Annotated in this window: 18 protein-coding genes and 1 tRNA gene; 16 read left to right on the top strand and 3 right to left on the bottom strand. The window is 69.3% G+C overall.

What is annotated here, in order from left to right; genetic code table 11:
- The first annotated feature begins 93 nt into the window (after positions 1 to 93).
- From glpD to WD341_RS09675, 13 genes are all read left to right on the top strand, one after another.
- A complete protein-coding gene (glpD, locus tag WD341_RS09735) occupies positions 94 to 1,614 on the top strand; it encodes a glycerol-3-phosphate dehydrogenase (protein ID WP_368425252.1) in 1,521 nt (506 codons plus the stop codon).
- Positions 1,615 to 1,618: 4 nt separating this feature from the next.
- A complete protein-coding gene (locus tag WD341_RS09730; RefSeq protein ID WP_368425251.1) occupies positions 1,619 to 2,713 on the top strand; it encodes an ABC transporter ATP-binding protein in 1,095 nt (364 codons plus the stop codon).
- A gap of 10 nt (positions 2,714 to 2,723) precedes the next feature.
- Positions 2,724 to 3,818: an ABC transporter ATP-binding protein gene (locus WD341_RS09725; RefSeq protein WP_368425250.1), complete on the top strand. Its 1,095-nt coding sequence runs from the start codon at positions 2,724 to 2,726 to the stop codon at positions 3,816 to 3,818.
- Positions 3,818 to 4,708 (top strand): carbohydrate ABC transporter permease, encoded by an 891-nt coding sequence (locus WD341_RS09720; protein WP_368425249.1) that lies wholly within the window; start codon positions 3,818 to 3,820, stop codon positions 4,706 to 4,708. The genes WD341_RS09725 and WD341_RS09720 overlap by 1 nt, the downstream gene beginning before the upstream one ends.
- Positions 4,705 to 5,565, top strand: coding sequence for a carbohydrate ABC transporter permease (locus tag WD341_RS09715; RefSeq protein ID WP_368425248.1), 861 nt, complete (start codon positions 4,705 to 4,707; stop codon positions 5,563 to 5,565). Before WD341_RS09720 ends, WD341_RS09715 begins: the two co-directional genes overlap by 4 nt.
- A 23-nt stretch (positions 5,566 to 5,588) precedes the next feature.
- Positions 5,589 to 5,870 carry a DUF2160 domain-containing protein gene (locus WD341_RS09710; RefSeq protein WP_368425247.1) on the top strand — a complete coding sequence of 94 codons (282 nt, stop codon included), beginning with the start codon at positions 5,589 to 5,591 and terminating at the stop codon, positions 5,868 to 5,870.
- 77 nt (positions 5,871 to 5,947) lie between these two features.
- Positions 5,948 to 7,681, top strand: a complete 1,734-nt coding sequence (locus WD341_RS09705; protein WP_368425246.1) for an ABC transporter substrate-binding protein — start codon at positions 5,948 to 5,950, stop codon at positions 7,679 to 7,681.
- A 125-nt stretch (positions 7,682 to 7,806) separates the two neighbouring features.
- Complete coding sequence (gene glpK, locus WD341_RS09700) at positions 7,807 to 9,303, top strand: glycerol kinase GlpK (RefSeq protein WP_368425245.1); 1,497 nt, start codon at positions 7,807 to 7,809, stop codon at positions 9,301 to 9,303.
- Positions 9,304 to 9,403: 100 nt separating this feature from the next.
- Positions 9,404 to 9,820 (top strand): hypothetical protein, encoded by a 417-nt coding sequence (locus tag WD341_RS09695; RefSeq protein WP_368425244.1) that lies wholly within the window; start codon positions 9,404 to 9,406, stop codon positions 9,818 to 9,820.
- Between the two features lie 351 nt (positions 9,821 to 10,171).
- Entirely contained in the window at positions 10,172 to 11,410 is a 1,239-nt protein-coding gene (locus WD341_RS09690; protein ID WP_368425243.1) for a glycine betaine/L-proline ABC transporter ATP-binding protein, read from the top strand.
- Between the two features lie 14 nt (positions 11,411 to 11,424).
- Positions 11,425 to 12,351, top strand: coding sequence for an ABC transporter permease (locus tag WD341_RS09685; protein WP_368425242.1), 927 nt, complete (start codon positions 11,425 to 11,427; stop codon positions 12,349 to 12,351).
- Between the two features lie 119 nt (positions 12,352 to 12,470).
- Positions 12,471 to 13,520, top strand: coding sequence for a glycine betaine/L-proline ABC transporter substrate-binding protein ProX (gene proX, locus WD341_RS09680; RefSeq protein WP_368425241.1), 1,050 nt, complete (start codon positions 12,471 to 12,473; stop codon positions 13,518 to 13,520).
- 267 nt (positions 13,521 to 13,787) lie between these two features.
- Complete coding sequence (locus WD341_RS09675) at positions 13,788 to 15,257, top strand: peptidoglycan-binding protein (protein ID WP_368425240.1); 1,470 nt, start codon at positions 13,788 to 13,790, stop codon at positions 15,255 to 15,257.
- Positions 15,258 to 15,311: 54 nt separating this feature from the next.
- On the opposite strand, the gene WD341_RS09670 is transcribed toward WD341_RS09675, so the two are convergent.
- From WD341_RS09670 to WD341_RS09660, 3 genes are all read right to left on the bottom strand, one after another.
- Positions 15,312 to 17,291, bottom strand: coding sequence for an ATP-binding protein (locus tag WD341_RS09670; protein ID WP_368425239.1), 1,980 nt, complete (start codon positions 17,289 to 17,291; stop codon positions 15,312 to 15,314).
- 30 nt (positions 17,292 to 17,321) lie between these two features.
- Entirely contained in the window at positions 17,322 to 18,353 is a 1,032-nt protein-coding gene (locus WD341_RS09665) for an amino acid ABC transporter substrate-binding protein (RefSeq protein ID WP_368425238.1), read from the bottom strand.
- Between the two features lie 223 nt (positions 18,354 to 18,576).
- Positions 18,577 to 18,653, bottom strand: a tRNA-Ile gene (locus WD341_RS09660).
- A 158-nt stretch (positions 18,654 to 18,811) separates the two neighbouring features.
- Between WD341_RS09660 and ileS the strand changes: the two genes are divergently transcribed.
- From ileS to WD341_RS09645, 3 genes are all read left to right on the top strand, one after another.
- Positions 18,812 to 22,027: an isoleucine--tRNA ligase gene (ileS, locus tag WD341_RS09655; protein ID WP_368425237.1), complete on the top strand. Its 3,216-nt coding sequence runs from the start codon at positions 18,812 to 18,814 to the stop codon at positions 22,025 to 22,027.
- 724 nt (positions 22,028 to 22,751) lie between these two features.
- Entirely contained in the window at positions 22,752 to 23,765 is a 1,014-nt protein-coding gene (dctP, locus tag WD341_RS09650) for a TRAP transporter substrate-binding protein DctP (RefSeq protein WP_368425236.1), read from the top strand.
- The gene (locus WD341_RS09645; RefSeq protein WP_368425235.1) at positions 23,765 to 24,292 is read left to right on the top strand and encodes a TRAP transporter small permease; all 528 of its coding nucleotides are present in this window, start codon (positions 23,765 to 23,767) and stop codon (positions 24,290 to 24,292) included. Before dctP ends, WD341_RS09645 begins: the two co-directional genes overlap by 1 nt.
- Positions 24,293 to 24,302: the final 10 nt, after the last annotated feature.

Below are 24,302 nucleotides of genomic sequence, written 5' to 3'. Positions count from 1 at the left end.
TTGATCTTCGAATTTCGAAATAGTAGCGTTCGGAAAGAGCGATAAACGAAAGCGGCCCTTCTCGTCACGAGGCCGGCGCTCCGGGAGGACGGCTTGGCGCGTTTCGACATCCTGGTCATCGGCGGTGGCGTGAACGGCTGCGGCATCGCCCGCGACGCCGCCGGCCGCGGCTGGCGTGTCCTGCTCTGCGAACGCGACGACCTCGGCTCGGGTACCTCCTCGGCCTCGACCAAGCTGGTGCACGGCGGCCTGCGCTACCTCGAGCACTACGAGTTCCGCCTGGTCCGCGAGGCGCTGATCGAGCGCGAGGTGCTCCTGCGCGCGGCGCCCCACATCATCTGGCCGCTGCGCTTCGTGCTGCCGCACCACGGCGGGCTGCGGCCCGCCTGGCTGCTGCGCATCGGCCTGTACCTCTACGATCACCTGGGCGGCCGCAAGCTGCTGCCCGCGACCCGCCAGCTCGACCTCGCGCGCGACCCGGCCGGCAAGCCGCTGACCGATACCTTTCGCAAGGGCTTCGAGTACTCCGACTGCTGGGTCGAGGACTCCCGGCTGGTCGCACTCAACGCGCTCGACGCGGCCGAGCGCGGCGCCGAGATCCGCGTGCGCAGCCGCTGCGTCGAGGCGCGCCGCGACGCCGAGGGCTGGCAGGTCACCCTCGAGGCCCCCGACGGCAGCCGCGAGACGGTCGCCGCCTCGGTGCTGGTCAATGCCGCCGGCCCCTGGGTCGGGCAGGTGCTGACCGGCGCCATCGGTGCCGAAGCGCCGGCCCGGGTCCGCCTGGTCCAGGGCAGCCACATCGTCGTGCCCCGCCTGTTCGAGCACGACCGCGCCTACATCTTCCAGAACGCCGACGGGCGCATCGTCTTCGCCATTCCCTACGAGCGCGACTTCACGCTGATCGGCACGACCGACCGCGACTGGCAGGGCGAGCCCGGCGAGGTCGCGATCAGCAGCGAGGAAATCGACTACCTCTGCCAGGCGGTCAGCGGCTACCTGAAGACGCCGGTCACGCCGGACCAGGTCGTCTGGACCTACTCGGGCGTGCGGCCGCTCTACGACGACGGCGCCTCAAAGGCCCAGGAGGCGACCCGCGACTACGTCCTGACGCTCGACGGCGGCGAGCCGGGCAGGGCGGCGCTGCTCAACGTCTTCGGCGGCAAGATCACGACCTACCGCAAGCTCGCGGAGGCGGCGCTCGCGCGCCTGGCGCCGCACCTGCCGGAGGGCCGCAAGCCCTGGACCCACGAGGCGGCGCTGCCCGGCGGCGACTTCCCGGTCGAGGGCTTCGAGGCGCTCGTCGAGCGGACCCGCCGCGAGCACCCCTACCTGGCCGAGGCGACGGCGCGGCGCCTGTGCCGGGCCTACGGCACGCGGGTCGCCCGGCTGCTCGGCACCGCCCGCACGGCCGAGGAGCTGGGCCGGCGTTTCGGCGCCGACCTGACCGAGGCCGAGGTCGACTACCTGATGCGCTTCGAGTGGGCGCGCCGCGCCGAGGACGTCGCCTGGCGCCGCTCCAAGCTCGGCCTGCGGCTGTCGCAGCCGGAGCTGGCCGAGCTCGACGCCTGGATGATCGAGCGCGCCGAGACCCTGGCGATGCGGGCGGCGGAGTAGGGCGATGGCGCTGGAGCTGACCGGAGTCACCAAGACCGTCGGCGCCAGGGCGCATATCGCCGACGTGACGCTGACCCTGGAGACGGGAACCCTCAACGTCCTGCTCGGGCCGACGCTGGCCGGCAAGACCAGCCTGCTGCGCCTGATGGCCGGTCTCGACGTGCCGACCGAGGGCCGCATCCGGATGAACGGCCGCGACGTCACCGGCGTCGCGGTGCAGCGGCGCAACGTCGCCATGGTCTACCAGCAGTTCATCAACTACCCGACCCTGACGGTCTACGAGAACATCGCCTCGCCCTTGCGCGTCGCCGGCGCCGCCAAGGCCGAGATCGATCGCCGTGTGCGGGAGACGGCCGAGCTGCTGCGCCTGGCGCCGATGCTGGAGCGCACCCCGCTCGAGCTGTCCGGCGGCCAGCAGCAGCGCACGGCCCTCGCGCGCGCCCTGGTCAAGGACGCCGAGCTGGTGCTGCTCGACGAGCCGCTCGCCAACCTCGACTACAAGCTGCGCGAGGAACTGCGCGCCGAGCTGCCGAGGATCTTCCAGGAATCGGGGGCGATCTTCGTCTACGCGACGACCGAGCCGACCGAGGCGCTGCTGCTGGGCGGCAACACCGCGACGCTGCACGAGGGCCGGGTCACGCAGTTCGGGCCGACCGCGGAGGTCTACCGCCAGCCGGTCGACCTGGTCACCGCGCGCACTTTCTCCGACCCGCCGCTCAACCTGCTGGAGGCGACCAAGCAGGACGGCCGGGTGCGCGGCGACGGCTTCGAGCTGCCGGCGGCGGGTTCCCTCGCTGCCGTTCCGGAAGGCGACTACGTGCTCGGCTTCCGGCCGCACCACCTGTACCTGACTCCGCCGGGCGGGCAAGCGGTGCCGCTGACCGCGACCGTCGCGGTCACCGAGATCACCGGCTCGGAGAGCTTCGTGCACCTCGACTTCGCCGGCCGGCGCTGGGTCGCGATCGCGCACGGCATCCACGACCTCGAGATCGACGCGCCGACCCAGGTCTGGATCGACCCGACGCGGCTCTTCCTGTTCGACGCGAGCGGCCGCCTTGCCGCCGCACCCGAGCGGGCCGCGGCCCGCGAGACGGCCTGAGGAGAGGGCAATGGCGCGCATCACGCTCGAAGGCCTCGCCCACTCCTACCTCCCTGCGCCGAAAGGGCCGCAGGACTACGCGCTGAAGCAGCTCGACCACGTCTGGGAGGATGGCGGCGCCTATGCCCTGCTCGGCCCCTCGGGCTGCGGCAAGACCACGCTGCTCAACATCATCTCCGGCCTGCTCCGGCCGACCCACGGCGCGATCCGCTTCGACGGCCTCGACGTCACCGACCTGCCGCCCGAGCGGCGCAACATCGCGCAGGTGTTCCAGTTCCCGGTCATCTACGACACCATGACCGTCTACGAGAACCTGGCCTTCCCGCTGCGCAACCGCCGCCTCGACCAGCGTCAGGTCGACGCGCGGGTGCGCGAGATCGCCGAGATGCTCGAGCTCGGGGACTCGCTGAAGCGCCGGGCGCGCAACCTCACCGCCGACGCCAAGCAGAAGATCTCCCTGGGCCGCGGCCTGGTCCGCGCGGACGTCGCGGCGATCCTGTTCGACGAGCCGCTGACCGTCATCGACCCGCAGCTCAAGTGGCTGCTGCGCTCGCAGCTCAAGCACCTGCACCGGCGCTTCGACTACACGATGATCTACGTGACCCACGACCAGACCGAGGCGCTGACCTTCGCCGACAAGGTCGTCGTGATGTACGAGGGCGAGGTCGTCCAGGTCGGCACGCCCGACGAGCTGTTCGAGCGGCCGGCGCATACCTTCGTCGGCTACTTCATCGGTTCGCCGGGCATGAACATCTTGGCGGCCAGCGTCGCCGGGGACCGCGCCCTGGTCGAGGGCCACGAGGTTCGGCTCGGCGCGGCCTACGGCCGCCTGCCGGAGGCTGCGCGGATCGAGATCGGCATCCGCCCGGAGTTCCTGACCCTCGGCCGCTGCGGCGCGGCCGGCGGATCCGGCGTGCCGGCCGCGGTCCGCAAGGTCGAGGACGTCGGGCGCTACCGCATCGCGCGGGTCGCGATCGGCGGCCAGGAGCTGGCGGTCATGGCGCCCGAGGACGGCGAGATCCCGGCCGACGGCGCCTGCGTGCTGTTCGATTCGCAGCGCATCAACGTCTACGCCGACGGGCATCGGGTGCAGGAGGGCGGCTGATGGACAGATCCTGGAACAACAAGGCCTGGCTGTTCGTCGCCCCGGTGCTGATCCTGGTGCTGTTCAGCGCCGCGATCCCGCTGATGACCGTCGTCAACTACTCGGTCCAGGACACCTTCGGCAGGAACGAGTTCTTCTGGGCCGGTACGGAATGGTTCGAGGAGCTGCTGCGCTCCGACCGCTTCCATGAGGCGCTTTGGCGGCAGTTCCTCTTCTCGGGGATCATCCTGCTGATCGAGGTGCCGCTCGGCATCGCGGTCGCGCTGGCGATGCCGCGCAAGGGCTGGGGCGTGCCGGTCTGCCTGGTGCTGATGGCGCTGCCGCTGCTGATCCCCTGGAACGTCGTCGGCACGATCTGGCAGATCTTCGGGCGCGTCGACATCGGCCTCCTGGGGCGCACCCTGGCCGAGCTGGGCATCGGCTACAACTACACGCGCAACCCCTTCGACGCCTGGGTCACCGTCGTCGTCATGGACGTCTGGCACTGGACCAGCCTGGTGGTGCTGCTGTGCTACGCCGGTCTGGTCTCGATCCCCGAGGCCTACTACCAGGCCGCCCGGATCGACGGCGCCTCGCGCTGGGCGGTGTTCCGCTACATCCAGCTGCCGAAGATGCACCGCGTGCTGCTGATCGCGATCCTGCTGCGCTTCATGGACTCCTTCATGATCTACACCGAGCCCTTCGTGGTCACCGGCGGCGGGCCGGGCAACTCGACGACCTTCCTGTCGATCGACCTGGTCAAGATGGCGATCGGCCAGTTCGACCTGGGACCGGCCGCGGCCATGTCGCTGGTCTACTTCCTGATCATCCTGCTGCTGTCCTGGGTCTTCTACACGGTCATGACCAACGCCGGGCGCGACGCCCCGGAGAGCGGGGGAGCGGGACGATGACGGACACCACCCTCGAGGTCGCCGGCGGGACCCGGACCCGGCGCCTGTCGCGCGGCGGCCCCGGCCTCGCGTGGCTGGTGCCGACGCTCTACATCGCCTTCCTGCTGCTGCCGATCTACTGGCTGGTCAACATGTCGCTGAAGACCAACAGGGAGATACTCTCGGGCTTCTCGCTCTGGCCGCAGGACCCGACCCTGGCCAACTACCTGGTGATCTTCACCGACCCGGCCTGGTACTCGGGCTACATCAACTCGATCATCTACGTCGTCCTCAACACGCTGATTTCGGTCAGCGTCGCGCTGCCGGCGGCCTACGCCTTCTCGCGCTACCGCTTCCTAGGCGACAAGCACCTCTTCTTCTGGCTGCTGACCAACCGCATGGCGCCGCCGGCGGTCTTCGCGCTGCCCTTCTTCCAGCTCTATTCCTCGGTCGGCCTGTTCGACACCCACATCGCCGTCGCCCTGGCGCACTGCCTGTTCAACGTGCCGCTGGCGGTCTGGATCCTGGAAGGCTTCATGTCCGGCGTGCCGAAGGAGATCGACGAGACCGCCTACATCGACGGCTACTCCTTCCCGCGCTTCTTCGTGAAGATCTTCATGCCGCTGATCGCCAGCGGCGTCGGCGTCGCCGCCTTCTTCTGCTTCATGTTCTCCTGGGTCGAGCTGCTGCTGTCGCGCACGCTGACCTCGGTCGACGCCAAGCCGATCGCGGCGACCATGACCCGTACCGTCTCGGCCTCCGGGCTCGACTGGGGCGTGCTGGCCGCGGCCGGCGTGTTGACCATCGTGCCCGGCGCCTTGGTCATCTACTTCGTGCGCAACTACATCGCCAAGGGCTTCGCCCTGGGGCGCGTCTAGCGGGCTGGAAGGAGGCTCTGACCATGGATCTCGCCTGGATGGCCTGGACCTGGCACACCGCGATCTTCTTCGTGGCGATCTTCCTGCTGATCGCGGGCATGGGCGTCTGGGAGTACGCGCGGCCCGGCGGCGCGCCGAGGGTCGGCCTGTTGCGCTTCGAGACCACGCGCGGCGACCGCCTGTTCGTCTCGCTGCTCGGCAGCGCCTTCATCTGTCTTGCCTGGCTCGGCCTCGTCGGCACGAGCCTGTGGTGGGCCCTGGCGGTTTGCCTGGCCTACGCGATCTGCGTGTTCCGCTGGGTCTGAACGGCGGAAGCGGGAAAGGGGGCAGGGTCCCGCCCTCTGGGACGAGAGAAGCGGACCGAACAAAAGGGAGGAACGACATGAAGAGAAGTCTATTGGCGGCCGCCGCGGCGGTTGCCCTGCTCGCCGGAAGCGGCAGCGCCTCGGCCGACATGGCCGCGGCCGAACGCTGGCTCGACGAGTTCCAGCCCTCGGTGCTGACCCGCGACGAGCAGATGGCCGAGCTCGAGTGGTTCGTCAAGGCTGCCGAGCCGTTCCAGGGCATGGAGATCAAAGTGGTCTCCGAGACCATCACGACCCACGAGTACGAGGCCAAGACCCTGGCCCGCGCCTTCACCGAGATCACCGGCATCACGGTCAACCACGACCTGATCGGCGAGGGCGACGTCGTCGAGAAGCTGCAAACCCAGATGCAGTCGGGCGAGAACGTCTACGACGCCTACATCAACGATTCCGACCTGATCGGCACCCACTGGCGCTACCAGCAGGTGCGCAACCTGACCGACTGGATGGCCGGCGAGGGCGCCGACGTCACCAACCCGGACCTCGATGTCGAGGACTTCATCGGCAGATCCTTCACGACCGCGCCGGACGGCAAGCTCTACCAGCTGCCCGACCAGCAGTTCGCGAACCTCTACTGGTTCCGCTACGACTGGTTCAACGACCCCGAGATCCAGGCCGAGTTCAAGGAGAAGTACGGCTACGATCTCGGCGTGCCGGTCAACTGGTCGGCCTACGAGGACATCGCGGAGTTCTTCACCGGCAGGACCATCGATGGCCAGCGGGTCTATGGCCACATGGACTACGGCAAAAAGGATCCTTCGCTGGGCTGGCGCTTCACCGACGCCTGGCTGTCCATGGCCGGCAACGGCGACAAGGGCATCCCGAACGGCGTGCCCGTCGACGAGTGGGGCATCCGGGTCGACGAGAACTCGCGGCCGGTCGGTTCCTGCGTCGCGCGCGGCGGCGACACCAACGGCCCGGCCTCCGTCTACGCGATCCAGAAGTACCTCGACTGGCTGAACCAGTATGCGCCGCCGGAGGCTGCCGGCATGACCTTCTCCGAGTCCGGCCCGGTGCCGGCCCAGGGGGCGATCGCCCAGCAGATCTTCTGGTACACCGCCTTCACCGCCGACATGGTCAAGGAAGGCCTGCCGGTCGTGAACGAGGACGGCTCGCCGAAGTGGCGCATGGCGCCCAGCCCGCACGGCGTCTACTGGGTCGAGGGCATGAAGCTCGGCTATCAGGACGCCGGCTCCTGGACCTTGATGAAGTCGACCCCGGTCGAGCGCGCGAAGGCGGCCTGGCTCTACGCCCAGTTCGTCACCTCCAAGACCGTTGACGTGAAGAAGAGCCACGTCGGCCTGACCTTCATCCGCGAGTCGACGATCCGGCACGAGAGCTTCACCGAGCGCGCGCCCGAGCTGGGCGGTCTCGTCGAGTTCTACCGCTCGCCGGCCCGGGTCCAGTGGACGCCGACCGGGACGAACGTGCCCGACTACCCGAAGCTGGCGCAGCTCTGGTGGCAGAACATCGGCGACGCCTCGTCGGGCGCAAAGACGCCGCAGGAGGCCATGGACGAGCTCTGCGCCCAGCAGGAGCGGGTGCTCGAGCGCATCGAGCGGGCCGGAATCCAGGGCGACATCGGCCCCAAGCTGAACGAGGAGCGCGACATGGCCTACTGGACCGAGCAGGCCCGGAAGGACGGCTCGCTCGCCCCGCAGGCCAAGAAGGACGAGGAGAAGGAGACCCCCCAGACGATCGGCTACGACGAGCTGATCAAGTCCTGGGAGGACGCCAACGCCAAGAACTGACGGCATCACTACCCTCCCGAGGGCAAACTCGAGGGGCCGGGCACCTTGCCCGGCCCCTTCCTTCCTCGGCAGACTGACGACGAAGCCAAGGGATTGGGAAGCTTGGGGGATCGAGAGGAGGTCGCATGACGGCGGGCGCGATCCTGGCAATCGACCAGGGCACCACCTCGACGCGGGCGATGGTCTTCGACGCCGAGACGCGGGTGCTGGGCCAGGCCCAGCAGGAGTTCGAGCAGCACTACCCGCGGCCGGGCTGGGTCGAGCACGAGCCCGAGGACATCTGGCGCGGCACCCTGGCGGTCGCGCGCGAGGCGCTCGAGCGCGCCGGGCTCGAGGCCGCAGGGGTCGCAGCCCTGGGCATCACCAACCAGCGCGAGACCGTGGTCCTGTGGGACCGGCGCACGGGCAAGCCGCTGCACCGCGCCATCGTCTGGCAGGACCGGCGCACCGCCGAGCTGTGCCAGCGCCTCAAGGACCAGGGCCACGAGCCGCTGTTCACCGAGCGCACCGGGTTGCTCCTCGACCCCTATTTCGCCGGCACCAAGCTGGCCTGGCTGCTCGACAACCTCGAGGGGGCGCGCGCGGCGGCGGAAGCCGGCAAGCTCGCCTTCGGCACCATCGACAGCTTCCTGATCTGGCGCCTGACCGGCGGCCGGGTCCACGCCACCGATGCAACCAACGCCTCGCGAACCCTGGTCTACGACATCCGGCGCAACGCCTGGGACGAGGAGCTGTTGGCGATCCTCGGGATTCCCGCGGCTCTGCTGCCCGAGGTTCGCGACAGCGCCGCCGACTTCGGCACCACCGAGCCCGGCCTGCTCGGCGCGGCGGTCGCGATCGGCGGCGTCGCCGGCGACCAGCAGGCCGCGACGGTGGGCCAGGCCTGTTTCGCCCCGGGCATGGTCAAGTCGACCTATGGCACCGGCTGTTTCGCCCTGGTCAACACCGGCGAGCAGCCGGTCGCTTCGAAGCACCGCCTGCTGACGACCATCGCCTATCGCCTCGACGGCCGGACGACCTATGCCCTCGAGGGCTCGATCTTCGTCGCCGGGGCCGCGGTGCAGTGGCTGCGCGACGGTCTCGGCATCATCGAGAAGGCCTCCGACAGCAACGCCCTGGCGGCGGCCGCCGACCCGCTGCAGCAGATCGTGCTGGTGCCCGCCTTCGTCGGCCTCGGCGCGCCGCACTGGGACGCCGAGGCACGCGGGGCCCTGTTCGGCCTGACCCGCAACAGCGGCCCCAAGGAGCTGGCGCTCGCCGCCCTGGAATCTGTCGCCTTCCAGACCCACGATCTGATCGAGTGCATGCATGCCGACTGGCCGGCCGGCGACACCGGCGAGATGGTGCTACGCGTCGACGGCGGGATGACCGCAAGCGACTGGACCCTGCAGCGCCTGGCGGACATCCTGGCAGCCCCGGTCGATCGGCCGACGGTGCTGGAGACGACGGCGCTGGGGGCGGCCTGGCTGGCAGGACGCCACGCCGGCGTCTGGCCCGACCGGGACGAGTTCGCCCGTCGCTGGCAGCTCGACCGGCGCTTCGAGCCGCAGATGGACGAGGCCCAGCGCAGCCGGCGCCTCGCGCTCTGGCGGGATGCGGTGCGGCGGACCCTGGCGGCGTGAATCCGGGCGGACGCGAGGGAGCAGGAGGCGGTGCCGCCGGAACCGCCCTGCGACGAGGGGCGTTCCACCCTCGAACAATGAACCGTTGAGGAACGCACCGATGAACCGTCTTCTGACGAGCGCCACGCTCGCGCTCTTCCTGGCCGCCGCGCTGAATGCCGGCTCGACCCTCGCCGCCAACGAAGAGAACGTGCAGAGCGGCGGGGATGCCGAGGCCTGCCTTAGCGAGATCAGCAACCTGCGCCAGAAGATCGGCGAGGACGAGGACGTGAAGGAAGGCGATCACGAGCTGCTTGGCGGCCTGACTGCCGAGGAGGCCGGCCAGCCGCCCGAGAGCTGGCATGGCTCGCCGCCCGGGAAGGAGAACATGCTGGCTCAGCTGGACGACGCCGAGGCGCTCGCCGAAGAGGGGGACGCGGAAGGCTGCCACGCGCTCGTCGAGCAAGTCCAGGAAGCGCTCTTCGATGGGAACGAGGAAGACGAGAAGGCCGCGACGGAAACCAAGACCGACGGCTGACCCCCACCCGCCGCCCGATCTGCAGACCGCCGGTCACCGTAAGGTGGCCGGCGGTTTTGCATTCGCCCGCGAGAACCGCCGTGTCGCGGCCTTCTCGACATACAAATGCCTGATTAGAGACGCCTCGGAGCCTCGAATGGGGAAGCCCCCTTCCAATTGGATGCTATAGGCGATAGGGTGCGCCCTGCCTTGGAGGTATTGGGGGAGACAGGGGCGCGGCATGTTCGCGTCTCGTCTGCCTGTAGTTGGCAGTGATCGCCCAAGCCCGGGAGGATCTTGTTCTGCTGGGGCTGCGGGTGCTTCAAGGCGCCGAAATTTGCGAAATTGGGCCTGGGTGAATTTTTAAGGCGTATGTCGGTAAAGCTTAGCGTTAAGAACCTCTACAAGATTTTTGGCGACGACCCGCAGGGTGCGCTCGCCATGCTCCGGGACGGCAAGTCGAAGGACCAGATCCTGGAAGAGACCGGCATGACCGTCGGCGTTCAGGCCGCCGACTTCAGCGTCGGCGAGGGCGAAATTTTCGTCGTCATGGGACTCTCGGGCTCCGGCAAGTCGACGCTGGTTCGCATGCTCAACCGGCTGATCGAGCCGACGGCCGGCGAGGTTCGCATCGACGGCGAGGACATCGTACCGGCCTCGGCGGAGGACTTGCGGAGGATTCGGCTGAACAAGATCGCCATGGTCTTCCAGCACTTCGCCCTCTTCCCGCACAAGACGGTCTGCCAGAACGTCGAGTACGGCCTGAAGGTGCAGGGCGTGGCTGCTCCGGAGCGCCGGGAGCGCGCGCTGGCCGCTCTCGACCAGGTCGGCCTCCGGGCCTGGGCGGACCGGCCGCCGCATGCGCTGTCCGGCGGCATGCAGCAGCGCGTCGGCCTCGCCCGCGGACTTGCCGTCGATCCGCAGATCCTGCTGATGGACGAGCCCTTCTCGGCGCTCGATCCGCTGATCCGGCGCGAGATGCAGGGCGAGCTGCTCGAGCTGCAGCGCCGGCTCAAGATGACCATCGTGTTCATCACCCACGACCTTCACGAGGCGCTGATCCTGGGCGACCACATCGCCATCATGAACGAGGGCCGCATCGTGCAGATCGGCACGGCGGAGGAGATCGTCGGGGGACCCGCGAACGATTATGTCGCCGCCTTCACCCAGGACATCGACCGCGCCCGGGTCTTTGCGGTCCGGCGGGTCATGACCGAGCCGCACCCGCTCGACCTCGGCGCCGACAACGCGCAGGGCGGTCGCGAGCGGATGGAGCGGCTGGGCCGCAACGCCCTCTACGTGCTGGACGGCGGGCAGCTCGCCGGCATCGTCACCTACCGCGACCTGGTGCGCGCCGCACGCGACGGCGGCGACCTCGCCGCGGCGCTGATCCGCGACTTCCCATCGATCGGCCCCGAGGCGCACCTGCACCGGCTCTACGAGCTGTACCGGCAGGGGCTGCCGGTCGCGGTCCTGGACGAGGGCCGGCTGGTGGGCGTCGTCGAGCCGGCCGACCTGCTCGAGCAGCTTGCAATGGGCGGGGCGCCCGAACCCGGGACCGCGCGGGAGGCAGCCCCGACGGCGGCGGCCCCTGCGGCGGTCGGCGCCTAGGGCGGAGCAAAGCCATGTGGAAACCGTCAGACAGCTTCACGCTCCCGCTCGGCGACTGGGTCGACGCCTTCGTCAAGGGCTGGCTCGCGCCGAACTTCCGTGACGTCTTCCGCGCCATCGGCTGGCCGGTCGATCAGGTGCTGCAGGCGCTCAACGCCTTCCTGCAGGCGGTGCCGATGCCGATCTTCGCCCTCGCCGTCGCCCTGCTGGCCCTGCTGGTCGCCGGCCGCGGCGTCGGCCTCTTCAGCTTCCTGGCGCTGCTGCTGCTTGACCTCATCGACGTCTGGTCGGAGACCATGACGACCCTGGCCATGATCCTGACCGCGGTCGTCTTCTGCACCCTGGTCGGCATTCCCACGGGCATCGCCGCGGCGCGCAGCGACCGCTTCGCCAAGGTGCTGCGGCCGGTGCTCGACATCATGCAGACGATCCCGCCCTTCGTGTATCTGGTGCCGATCGTCATGCTGTTCGGCGTCGGCATGGTGCCCGGCATCATCGCGACCATCATCTTCGCGCTGCCGCCGATCGTGCGCCTGACGAACCTCGGCATCCGCAACGTCCAGGGCGAACTGGTCGAGGCGGCCTTCGCCTTCGGCTCGACGCCGCGCCAGGTGCTGTGGGAGGTCCAGGTGCCGCTCGCGCTGCGGACCATCATGGCCGGGCTGAACCAGACCCTGATGCTGGCCCTCTCGATGGTCGTGATCGCCGCGCTGATCGGCGCCGGCGGCCTCGGCCTCACCGTCTATACCGGCCTCGGCCGGCTCGACATCGGCGCGGCGACCGAGGGCGGGCTGGGCATCGTGCTGATCGCGATCGTCCTCGACCGCATCACCCAGGCGCTCGGCGAGCAGAGCGACGTCAAGACGCCGTCGCTGCTCCAGACGCTGAAATCCTATCTCCGCCCGGGCCGCGACGCGCGACAGCCTCGCCGCGCGGCCTAAGCGGCGATCCGAGACTGCCGCGGTCCCCCGGAGACGGGGCGGCGGCGGCGTTCCCCGAGCCCCGGCCGGGCCTTCCCAAGGAAGGCTGCCCGGGGGAACCAGAAAGCAAGGAGGAAGGCATGTTCGACAGGAAAGCCTTCACGCGCATCGCCACCGGCGTCGCCGTCGCGGCGATGGCAACAGTCGCCACCGGCAGCCACGCAGTCGCCGACCAGGCCAAGCCCGGCGAGGGCACGACGGTTCGGATGGCGCGCGCCACCTGGGACACCGGCTGGTGGCAGGCCGAGATCTACAAGCAGCTGCTTGAGCAGCTCGGCTACGAGGTCGCCAAGGTGACGACGCTCGACAACCCGCCCTTCTACCAGTCGGTCGCCCAGGGCGACATGGACCTCTGGGTCAACGGCTGGTTCCCGCTGCACAACACCTACGAGGACACCTTCTCGCAGGGCGCCGAGACCGTCGGCTACGTCGCCGAGGGCGGCGCGCTCCAGGGCTATCTCGTCGACAAGAAGACCGCCGACGAGCACGACATCCGGTATCTCAGCGACATGAAGAAGCCGGAGATCGCCGAGCTCTTCGACACCGACGGCAACGGCAAGGCCAACATGGTCGCCTGCCCGCCGGGCTGGGGCTGCGAGGAGCTCATCGCCTTCCAGATGGACGCCTACGAGCTGCGCGACAGCGTCGACCTGATCAAGGCCGGCTACTCCGCCTCGATGGCCGATGCGCTCAGCCGCTACAACAACGGCGAGCCGATCTTCTTCTACACCTGGACGCCGAACTGGACCGTCGGGCTGCTGAAGCCGGGCCGGGACGTGGTCTGGCTGCAGGTCGAGGAGACCCGGCTGCCCGACGACCAGGCGGATCTCGTCGATGCCGCCACCGTCGCCGGCGTCGAGGGCTGCGCCGACGATCCCTGCAACATGGGCATGCCGGCGAACGACATCCGGCCGGTCGCCAACAGCGAGTTCCTCGAAGCCAATCCGGCCGTCCGGGCCCTGCTCGAGGAGGTTCGGGTGCCGGTGCAGGACATCTTCGCGCAGAACGCCCAGATGAACGACGGGGCCGACAGCGCCGAGGACCTGCAGGAGCAGGCCGAGAGCTGGATCGCCGACAACCAGGACAAGGTCGACGGCTGGCTCGAGAGCGCTCGCAAGGCCGCGATGTAAGACCTCCGGTTCTCTGACCGGTGGAATGGGAGCCCGGCCTTGCGGCCGGGCTCCTTTTTCTTGTGCCCGGCAGGTGCTTAGCGGGGGGCGGGCAGCAGAGCCTGCAGCCGGAACACTTCTGGGGACCGCGCGTTGGGTTCCGGGGCAGGCGCCGCGCTCGATCAAACGGGTGCGCGGGACGGGGACGACAGAAATCAAGCCGGAACGGCATCCGCCGCTCCCGGAGACAACCAGTCGGAGGTCGCCGTGACCACGCAACATTCCACCTTGAAGACTCTTTCGCTCGGCGTGGCCGCTTTCGCGCTGCTCGCCGCCGCGCCCTTGAGCGCGACGACGGCGCTCGCCGGGTCGCTCGACAGCCTGCGCGCCGGCGCCTACGGCTCGGGCGTCTCCGCACCCGGCGCCGTGCAGCTCGCGTTCGACGCCGAGGTGCAGCGTGTCCAGCGCGGGCTGAACCGCCTTGGCTATGACGCCGGCCCGACCGACGGCCTGATGGGCTCGCGCACGCGCAGCGCCATTCGCGACTACCAGCGCGACAACGACCTTCTCGTCACCGGCCAGGCGAGCGCCAGCCTCAGTGCGCACATCCGCGACAACGTCCGTGCGGAGCGCGCCGACCGCGGCAGCGACAGCAGCGTCCCGGCCGAGACCGAGGCCACGGTCGAGCGCCAGACGATCCTGCAGCTCCAGTCGGACCTGCGCCGCCTCGGCTACAGCGTGCCTGTCGTCTCCGGCACCGTCGACAGCGCGACCTCGGAGGCGATCCGCGCCTACCAGCGGGACAACAACCTGCTGGTCGACGGCCGTCTCAGCGGCGAGCTGGTCGCGCACGTCCAGGGCAAGACCTCGGCGGGCGCGGTGATCGAGGACCGTCCGACGACGCGCTCGGTCCAGGCGGCGCTGAACGAGCGCGGCTACGACGCCGGCCCGGCGGACGGCATCATGGGGACCAAGACCCGGGACGCAATTCGCACCTTCCAGTCCGACGCCAGCCTGCCGCTGAGCGGCACCATCTCGAAGGAAACCCTCGTCGCGCTCGGCCTCGCGGAGGGCGCCGAGGGGGAATCCGAGGCCGAGGCGACGTCGCCGAGCGGCGACGGCCAGCCGGTGACGGTGATCTCAGACGACTTCAACGACGGCGACTACCAGCGCAATCCGCGCTGGGAGGTGGTGGCCGGCAACTGGAGCGTCACCGGCGGCGGCGTGCTGACCAGCGAGGTGCCGGTCAACCAGGGCAGCCAGCCGCAGCAGATCGGTCCCGACATGCTGAAGGGCATCCTCGGCAACGTCCTCGGCGTCCAGCAGCAGCAGGCCCTGGCCGCGATCCACACCCGCGCGCAGATCTCCAATGCCTTCAGGGTCGACTTGCGCGCGACCGGCGCCGGCGAGCCGGCGGTGCTGAACTTCGGACCCTACCAGGGCAGCAACGTCGGCTACGGCTACCGGCTGGAAGCGCACACCGCGGGCAATCAGCCGCTGCGCCTGATGGCGATCACCAGCAGCGGCGCGACGACGATCGGCTCCAGTGACGTCGATGCCCGCTTCGACGACGGCGCGGAGCACCGGATCGACTGGCGGCGCGACACCAACGGCCTGCATACCATCGAGTACGATGGCCGGGTCGTGCTGCAGGTCCTCGACCGGACGTTCAAGGATCCCTTCGACGGTCTTTCGCTCATCAATGCCGGCGGGACCTGGAAGATCGACGAGGTCGAGGTGCAGTCGCTGCCGAAGTAGGGGCCGCGGGCGGCATCGGCCGTCCGGCACTCGCGAGCGCTGCTGGCGGGCGTTTCAGGCGCGGTCCGCCCGATCAGGGCTCGCGCCCTCGGCCGGCGGCGTCGCCGGCTGTCCGGGCGCCGCGCTCGGGAAGCTGACCCGCACGCGGGTGCCGATGCCCTTGACGCTGTCGATCGCGACCGTGCCGCCGTGGAGCTCGACCAGGCTCTCGACGATGGCCAGGCCCAGGCCGGTGCCGCCGGTCGCGCGGGTGTAGCTGTCGCTGGCCTGATGGAAGGGTTGCAGCACCCGCGGCAGCTGATCCTCCTCGATCCCGATGCCGCGATCCTCGATCTCGATCGCATAGGTTCCCTTGTCTCCTTCGCGGCCGCGGATCGTGATCGTTTCTCCCTCGTAGGAGAACTTCGAGGCGTTCGACAGCAGGTTGAGCAGGACCTGGCGCAGCGCGACCTCATCGGCGCGCACCATCGCCGGGCCTTCGAAGTCGTAGGCGACCGACAGCCGGCGCTTTTCCAGCTGGATCGCCAGCAGCTTGTGGAGATTGCGGGCGATCTTCTGGACGTCGAGGGTCTCGATGTGCAGGTGGCGCTGGCCGGCCTCGATCTTCGAGTAGTCGAGCAGGTCGTTGATCAGCGCCAGCAGATGCTCACCGCTGGCGTGGATGTCGCCCGCGTACTCGGAGGTCTTCTCCGGCTCCAGCTTGCCGGTGCTCAGCAGGTAGGAAAAGCCGATGATCGCGTTCAGCGGGGTCCTGAGCTCGTGGCTCATGTTCGCCAGGAAGACGGACTTCGAATGGTTGGCCGTCTCGGCCTCGCGGGCCAGCCGCTCGGCCCGCTCCTTCTCGTCGAGCAGCCGGGCCTCGCGCTCGGCGGCCGAGCGCGCGAAGTAGTCGGCGGCCCGGCCTATGTCGGCGATCTCGTCGCTGCCGTGGGTCGGGATCACGGCACCGCCGCGGCCCTCGACCTGGTCGCGCAGGCCGATGCGCAGGGCTGTCAGGCGCAGCAGCACGCTGCGGCGCACGAAGAGGGCGAAGCCGACGACCGTGAGGACGGTCAGCAGCGCCAGGCCGATCAGCATTAGCGTGGTCTGGCGTGCTGCCCGCTGAAAGGCGGCGCTCCGCTGCGCGATATCGGTGCGCAGCCAGGCGATATAGTCGGCCGTGGAGCCGACGAACTTGCTGGCCAGGAACTTGTTCTGGTTGATCAGGCCGGCCTGCTTGCGAGTCGCGGTCAGCGCGCTGGACTTCAGCGCGTAGGCGCCGGTTCGCGTGGCCAGGAACCGGGCGATCGAGGGCTCTATATCGTCGATCCGCCGCCGGATTGGCTGGACGTCCTGGAGCCGGGTCTTCGCCGTCGAGGCGGCGGCGAAGGTGTCGATGCTGCGGTCTCGCAGCCTGCGCACGACGGCGAGGTTGTCGATGCTCGGCAGCGACAGCACGTCGAGCAGCGCCAGTTCGCTCGATCCCAGCCAGCTCAGCAGGTCCTGGCGCGCCGCCTCGCGGCGTGGCGGCGGCAGGCCGGCGGCCGCCTCGAACACCTGTCCCTGGAGCTCGATCAGCGCCTCGGCGACGCTGCGCGCCTGCCGCAGGAGGATGGCCAGGCGCGCCTCGGCGGCGAGCCGCTCGGCGACCGCGCGGTCGAGCTCGTCGAGATTGTCGATGAGCTGCAGGCGGCTGCCGCGGATCTCGGCGAGCAAGTCCTTGCCTTCCTTCCCGCCCTCGGCACCCGCTGCGACCAGGGCTCCCAGCAGCCGGTCGATCGCGCTCACCTGGTCGTCGATCTGGTTGCGCACCGAGCGCCGGACGTACTCCGATTCGACCATCGCCAGAGTCGGAGCCGTCGAGGCGATCGACTGGGAGATCTGGCCCAGGCGCGAGGCGTCGATGAGCTGGGGTACCGACTGCTCGGCAAGGCGGCCGTAGCCCTGGTTGAGGTTGCGGAAGGAAACCAGCGAGGCCAGGATCGTGCCGCTCGCGACCAGCCCGAAGAGCGCGATCGCCAGGACCAGCCGGACCGAGATCAGGTTCCATCGCACGCGCTGCTTCTCCGGTCTGCCGCCGGGACGCTAGCGCAGGGGCGGAGCGTAGAGCAGGCCGCCCTCGCTCCACGGCCTGTTCAAGCCCCGGTCGAGGCCGAGCGGCGCGAGGTTGCGCTCGAAGATTTCCTCGTAGTTGCCGACCTGGGCGATCACCTGCCGCGCCCAGTCGTAGGTCAGGCCGAGGTCGCGGCCGATCCCGGGATCGGTGCCAAGGAGCCGCCGGGTCTCGGGCCTCGGGCTGTCCAGGTGGCTGGCCAGCGTATCCGATCGGATGCCGAGCTCCTCCGCCAGGAAGGTGGCGAAGACCGTCCACTGCACGACGTCGAACCAGGCCTCGTCCCCGCTGCGCAGGGCCGGGCCGAGCGGCTCCTTCGAGACGACGTCGGTGAAGAGGACGTAGTCTTCGGGGTCGGGCGCGCGGCTGAGCCTCACAGAGGTCAGGGCGATGCGGTCCTGGCTCAGGATCTCGCAGTCGTGCGCGAAGAAGGCGTCATAGACGCCCTCGGTGGAATCGAAGCCGCGGATCTCGAGCCGCAGGCCCCGCGTCGCGACCAGCTCCTCGAGCGTGGCGATGGTCGTGGTGTTGCGGTGGACGCAGACCGTCGCCTCTCCGACATCGGCAAGCTTGGTGGCGCCGAGCGCCTTGCTCGCCATGAAGCCCTGGCCGTCGTAGTAGAGCGGCGCGGTGAAGGCGAGGCCGAGCGCGGTGTCGCGCGATGCCGTCCAGGTCGTGTTGCCCATCAGGACGTCGAAGGCGCCCTCGCGGAGCGCCTCGAAGCGTACCGTGTAGCTGACCTCCACGAACTCGACGGCCTCGGCGTCGCCCAGCACCGCCGCAGCCAGCGCCCGGCAGTAGTCCGGGAAGAAGCCGCGCCAGACGCCCAGGCTGTCGGTCTCGGAGACGCCGGGACCGGTGCGCACCACGCCGCAGCGCAGCAGGCCCTCGCTGCGGATCCGCTCCAGGGCAGGGCCCTCGGCCTGCGCCAGGACAGGGGCCGGTGCCGCTAGGAGCGACAGCAGGCCGGCAACCAAGCCGTACCGAGAGATCGCGCGCCGCATGAAGCCCCCTCTCGTCTGGCCGCGCCAGGCACGGCAACGCTCGGCCGAAGCGCTGTCGGGTCGGCCGACGCGCTCGACGGTTTACCCTGGAGATTCTATCGGAAGGCGGCGGTGAAGAGTTGGTGAATCATCCGTCGAATCCCAAGCACATCCAATGCTTGAGCGGCGGACTGCAACTTTCGGAAGAATATCGCCTGAGGCGAGCGCCCCTTCTCGAAGAGGATGGTGGGCCCGGGTAGACTTGAACTACCGACCTCCCGCTTATCAGGCGAGCGCTCTAACCAACTGAGCTACGGGCCCCCGCAAGGGAGCGCTTTATAAGCGGTCCGGCCCCGCGCTTGTCAAGCCTCGCGCATCGGTTCCGCGGCCGCTCCGGCCCGCCCGGCTGGACAAGGGCTCGCGGGCGGCGCTATGTCTCGCGGACCCTTACAGAAACCATCGAGAAACGAGCCCGAGCGATGCGCGATGACGGCGCTGCTGCGCCTTACCCAGAGGCCGACCCGAACCCGAGCTTTCCGGCGATCGAGCAGGAGACGCTCGCCTACTGGGAGCGGGAGAGGATCTTCGAGCGCTCGGTCGAGGATCGGCCGGCCAAGGGGCCCGAGGGCGCGAGCAACGAGTTCGTCTTCTACGACGGCCCGCCCTTCGCCAACGGCCTGCCGCACTACGGCCACTTGGTCACCGGCTTCGTCAAGGACATCGTGCCGCGTTACCGGACCATGCGCGGGCGGCGCGTCGAGCGCCGCTTCGGCTGGGACTGCCACGGCCTGCCGGCCGAGCTGACCGCCGAGAAGGAGCTCGGCATTTCGGGCCGCCAGGAGATCCTCAAATACGGCATCGCCGAATTCAACGCGCACTGCCGCGTCTCGGTCATGCGCTTCACGGAGGAGTGGCGCGACTACGTCACCCGCGAGGGCCGCTGGGTCGATTTCGAGAACGACTACAAGACCATGAACCTGCCGTTCATGGAGAGCGTGATCTGGGGCTTCAAGCAGCTCTTCGACAAGGGCTGGGTCTACGAGGGCTACCGGGTCGTGCCCTACAGCTGGGCGGTGCAGACGCCGCTCTCGAACTTCGAGACCCGGCTCGACAACGCCTACCGCGAGCGCCAGGACCCGGCGCTGACCGTCGGCTTCCTGCTGCAGCCGGCGCCGGGAGACGCGGAGGGGAAGACGGGCCCCACGCGCCTGCTGGCCTGGACCACGACGCCCTGGACCCTGCCGTCGAACCTGGCGCTGGCGGTCGGCCCCGAGCTCGATTACGCGGTCGTCGAGAAGGACGGCGAGCGCCTGGTTCTGGGCGAGGCGGCGCTCGAGCGCTACGCCAAGGAGCTCGGCGACTGGACCCGGGTCGCCACGCTCAAGGGCAGCGAGCTTGCCGGCCGCCGCTACGAGCCGCTGTTCCCCTATTTCAAGGACACGCCGCGGGCTTTCGTGGTGCTGGCCGCCGACTTCGTCGAGGTCGCCGAGGGCACCGGCTGCGTGCACATCGCGCCCGGCTTCGGCGAGGACGATCTCGAGCTCGCCATGGCCCATGAGATTCCGCTGGTCGTTCCGGTCGACGAGGCCGGCAACTTCACCGCCGAAGTGCCGGACTACCAGGGCCAGAACGTCATCGAGGCCAACAAGGACATCATCCGCGACCTCAAGGCGCGCGGCCTCGTGGTGCGCCACGAGACCTACCTGCACAACTATCCGCACTGCTGGCGCACCGACACGCCGCTGATCTACAAGGCGATCAACGCCTGGTACGTGAAGGTGACGGCCTTCCGCGACCGCATGGTCGAGCTCAACCGCGAGATCGTCTGGACCCCGGCCCACGTGCGAGACGGCCTGTTCGGCAACTGGCTGGAGAACGCGCGCGACTGGAACGTCAGCCGCAACCGCTTCTGGGGCTGCCCGATCCCGGTCTGGAAGAGCGACGACCCCGCCTTTCCGCGCATCGACGTCTACGGCAGCCTGGACGAGATCGAACGCGACTTCGGGGTGCGCCCCGACGACCTGCACCGGCCGATGATCGACCAGCTGACCCGGCCGAACCCGGACGATCCCTCGGGCAAGGCGACGATGCGGCGGGTCACCGAGGTGCTCGACGTCTGGTTCGATTCCGGCTCGATGCCCTTCGCCCAGCTGCACTATCCCTTCGAGAACAAGGAGCGCTTCGAGGCGAACTTCCCGGCCGACTTCATCGTCGAGTACGTCGCCCAGACGCGCGGCTGGTTCTACACGCTGATGGTGCTCTCGACGGCGCTCTTCGACCGCGCGCCCTTCCGCAACTGCGTCTGCCACGGCGTCGTGCTGGACGAGAACAAGCAGAAGCTCTCGAAGCGGCTGATGAACTATCCGGACCCGACCGAGGTCTTCGACACCTACGGCGCCGACGCCCTGCGCTGGTACATGGTCTCCTCGCCGCTGATGGTCGGCGGCGACCTGGCCATGCCCAAGGACGGGCGCGGCATCGCCCAGGCGCTGCGCCAGGCGATCATCCCGATCTGGAACGCCTATTACTTCTTCACGCTCTACGCCAACATCGACGGCTACCGCGCGACCCGGCGCAGCGACCAGGCCGGTCTGCTCGACCGCTACGTCCTGGCCAAGACCCGCGAGCTGGTCGAGCGCCTGCAGGAGCGGCTCGACCTCAACGATCTGCCGGGCGCCTATGCCGTCGTGCCGGGCTACATCGACGCCCTCAACAACTGGTACATCCGGCGCTCGCGGGCCCGCTTCTGGCGCGAGGAGGCGGCCGGGAGCGAGCCGGGCGATGCAGGCAAGCGCGACGCCGCCGACAAGCGCGACGCCTACGACACGCTCTACACGGCGCTGGTCACCTTCTGCGAGGCGATGGCGCCGCTGCTGCCCTTCGTGACCGAGCGCATCTACCGCAGCCTGACCGGGGCCGACTCCGTGCACCTCGCCGACTGGCCGGCCGCCGAGAGCCTGCCGGCCGAGCGCGGCCTGGTCGCCGAGATGGACCGGGTGCGCGAGATCTGCACGGCCGTGATGGCACTGCGCGAGGGCAAGGGGCTGCGCACGCGCCTGCCGCTTAAGCGCCTGACCGTCGCCCACGCCGAGGCGCCCCGCCTGGAGCCCTACCGCTCGGTCATCGCCGAGGAGGTCAACGTCAAGGAGATCGCCTTCACCGGCGATCCTGCGGCTATGGGCCGCCAGGAGCTCAAGGTCAATCCGCAGATCGGCCGGCGCATCGGCGGCAAGATGAAGGAAGTGATGGCGGCGGCGCGTTCCGGCGAGTGGAGCCCGATGTCCGGGGGCAAGGTCGCGATCGCCGGCCTCGAGCTTGCGCCCGAGGACTTCACGCTGCGCGTCGTCGCCGGCGAGGGCCTCGACTCCGAGCCCTTCGACGGCGGCGCCGGCGTGGTCGTGCTCGACACCCGGGTCTACGACGAGCTGAAGCGCGAGGGCTGGGCGCGCGACTTCGTGCGCATGGTCCAGCAGACGCGCAAGGAGGCGGGCCTGGCGGTCACCGACCGGATCCGCCTGTCGGCCGAGTTGCCGGAGGAGGTGGCTGGCGCGGTCGCCGAGCACGGGGAGCAGGTGCGTCGCGAGACCCTTGCCGTTGAGCTCAGGCTCAACGCCGGGCCGCTCGGCGGCTTCGCCATGGCGCACAAGCTCGAGGGCCGGGACGTCCAGGTGGCGGTCGAGAAGAGCGCAGCCTGAGTCCCGCGGCCGGCCCGGGGGTAACCGCCCTTCGCTTGCCCGTGCCCGAACGGTCCCAGCGCCTGAACGGTCGCGGCGGCGCGGGTCTGTGCCTGTGCGCCTCGACGGCCAATGCGTCGGAATTCGCAGGAGTTCGCAGTCATTTTCCTGCCTTGTTCCGAACAAGTAATGACCACTATGAAGCCACTTTTGCGACAAGAAGAAAGCAGATCGTATTCTTTGTCGGGAGAGGTTTCGGGGGCATGTCATCAAATAAAGACTCGACCAGCACTGTCAGGTAAGGCAGAATTCGTCTGCTCGACCAGAACTGCCAGGTAAGGCAGAATTTGTCTGGTTGATGTGTCCCCGACCGACCCGGGGCGGGGTCGCTTCGAAAGAAGCGTTCGCGAGGCCTGTGCAGCGCCCCCCAACGCGGCGCAGGCGCACCCAGGGGCCCACCGGACAGCGTGCCGGCCGGTGGGCCCCAGCGGTGTCTTCTCCGGTCCGGCAGTGGCGACTTCTTCTTCTTCCCGACTCCGAACTCCCTTCTTCGAGATACTCCCTGGCGCGCTTGCCAGACCTCGCGGCCCGCGGCGCCAGCCGGCGGGCCGCCTTTCTGCGTCGGTTCCGTCTCCTGCGCCCTACGCGCGCGGCGATTGCCTGCCCGCGGGCTTTGCTGCAGCATCGCCGACGCCAAGAACAATGCGGCCGGCAGTGCAGCCGGCCGCCTACCGGGAGGAAGAGAATGACAAGGATCACGCGCCGTCGCGCCGTCGTCGCCGCGCTGCTGTCCGCGGCTGTCCTGGCGGGCGGCTCCGCCGGAGCCGGCCAGGCCGAAGCCCAGACCGTTATGCGGGTCAGCCATCAGCTGCCGCCCGCGCACCATATCGCCCAGCTGGTCGACCAGTGGGCGGCTGACGTCGAGCGCCTGTCGGAGGGCACGCTCGCCGTCGAGGTGCTGGGCGCCAACACAGCCTTCAAGCCTGACCAGAACTTCCCCGCGGTCGCCCGCGGCCAGATCGAGGCGGCGATCTCGGTGAACTTCCAGTGGGGCAACACGATTCCCGAGATGAACGTGGTGACGCTGCCCTACTTCATGACCGACATCGAGCGGGTGAAGCGCTTCCCGGGCTCGGACGCCGCGCAGCTGCTCGAGGAAAAGCTGCTCGGGAAGGGTGTGCGCAACGTCGCCTGGCTGTTCACCACCAACAGCTCGATCTTCACCTCGGCGAAGAAGCCGATCGTCGAGGTGGCGGATTTTCAGGGGCTGAAGATCCGCGGCCTCAACAAGCTGGTCGACGAGGCCTTCGCGGCCAACGGCGCGGCGCCGACGGCGATGCCGGGCTCCGAGGTCTACCAGGGCCTGCAGACCGGCGTCATCGACGCCGGCCTGACCGACGTCTCGGCCGCCTATAGCCGCAAGTACTATGAGGTCCAGAGCTACGGCACGGTCACGCCCTTCTTCACGGTCTACTTCCACATCTTCGTGAACCCGGCCTGGTTCGACGGCCTGACCGAGGCGCAGCGGACCGCGATCACCGAGGCGTCGGCCAAGGCCGAGGAGGCTTCCTACGCCCTGACCGCCGAGACCGCTTCGGCGGCGATCGAGCAGCTCCAGGCCAAGGGCATGACCCTGCACATCCAGAGCGAGGCTGAGACCGAAGCCTGGAAGCAGGCGATGCAGCCGCCGGTCATGGAGGCCTTCAAGGCATCGAGCGACGACGCCGCCAGGATCGTCGAGCTGGTCGACAAGCTCTAGTGGCCGGACTGCGCCGCGCCCTCGCCCTCTCGGGGCGCGGCATCGACCTGCTCTGCCGGGCCGGGGTATGGCTGGGCGCACTCGTCGCGCTGGCCATGGCCGGCCTGCTCGGCTACGCCGTCGTCTTGCGCTACCTCTTGAACCGACCGCAGGCCTGGACCGACGAGCTGGTCTCCTATCTGGTCGTGCTGTTGGTCATGCTGGCCGGCGCCGAGGTCATGCGCCGCGGCGAACACTTGGCGGTCGACCTGGTCAGCGCCCGCCTGCCGTCGGCCTGGCAGCGCGGCGTCGAGATCGCCGGGCTGCTGAGCGTGCTGCTGGTGTGCGGCGTGCTGGCGGTCTCGGGCTGGCAGATGACCGCCTTCTCGCACATGGTCGACCTGCGCTCGACCGGCCACCTGGCGCTGCCGGTCTGGTGGATCCAGGCGAGCATACCGGCCGGCTTCCTGCTGATCGGGCTGGCCGCCCTGGTTCGCCTGCTGCGGCTGCTCGGCGCCGAGGCCGCCCCGCCGGCAGGACGCTCATGACGGCGGGACG

The organism is Tistlia sp. (assembly GCF_040905785.1).
Lineage (GTDB): Bacteria > Pseudomonadota > Alphaproteobacteria > Kiloniellales > DSM-21159 > Tistlia.
Note: the sequence above shows the minus strand (reverse complement) of the source record. Positions and strands in the feature narration are given on the sequence as shown.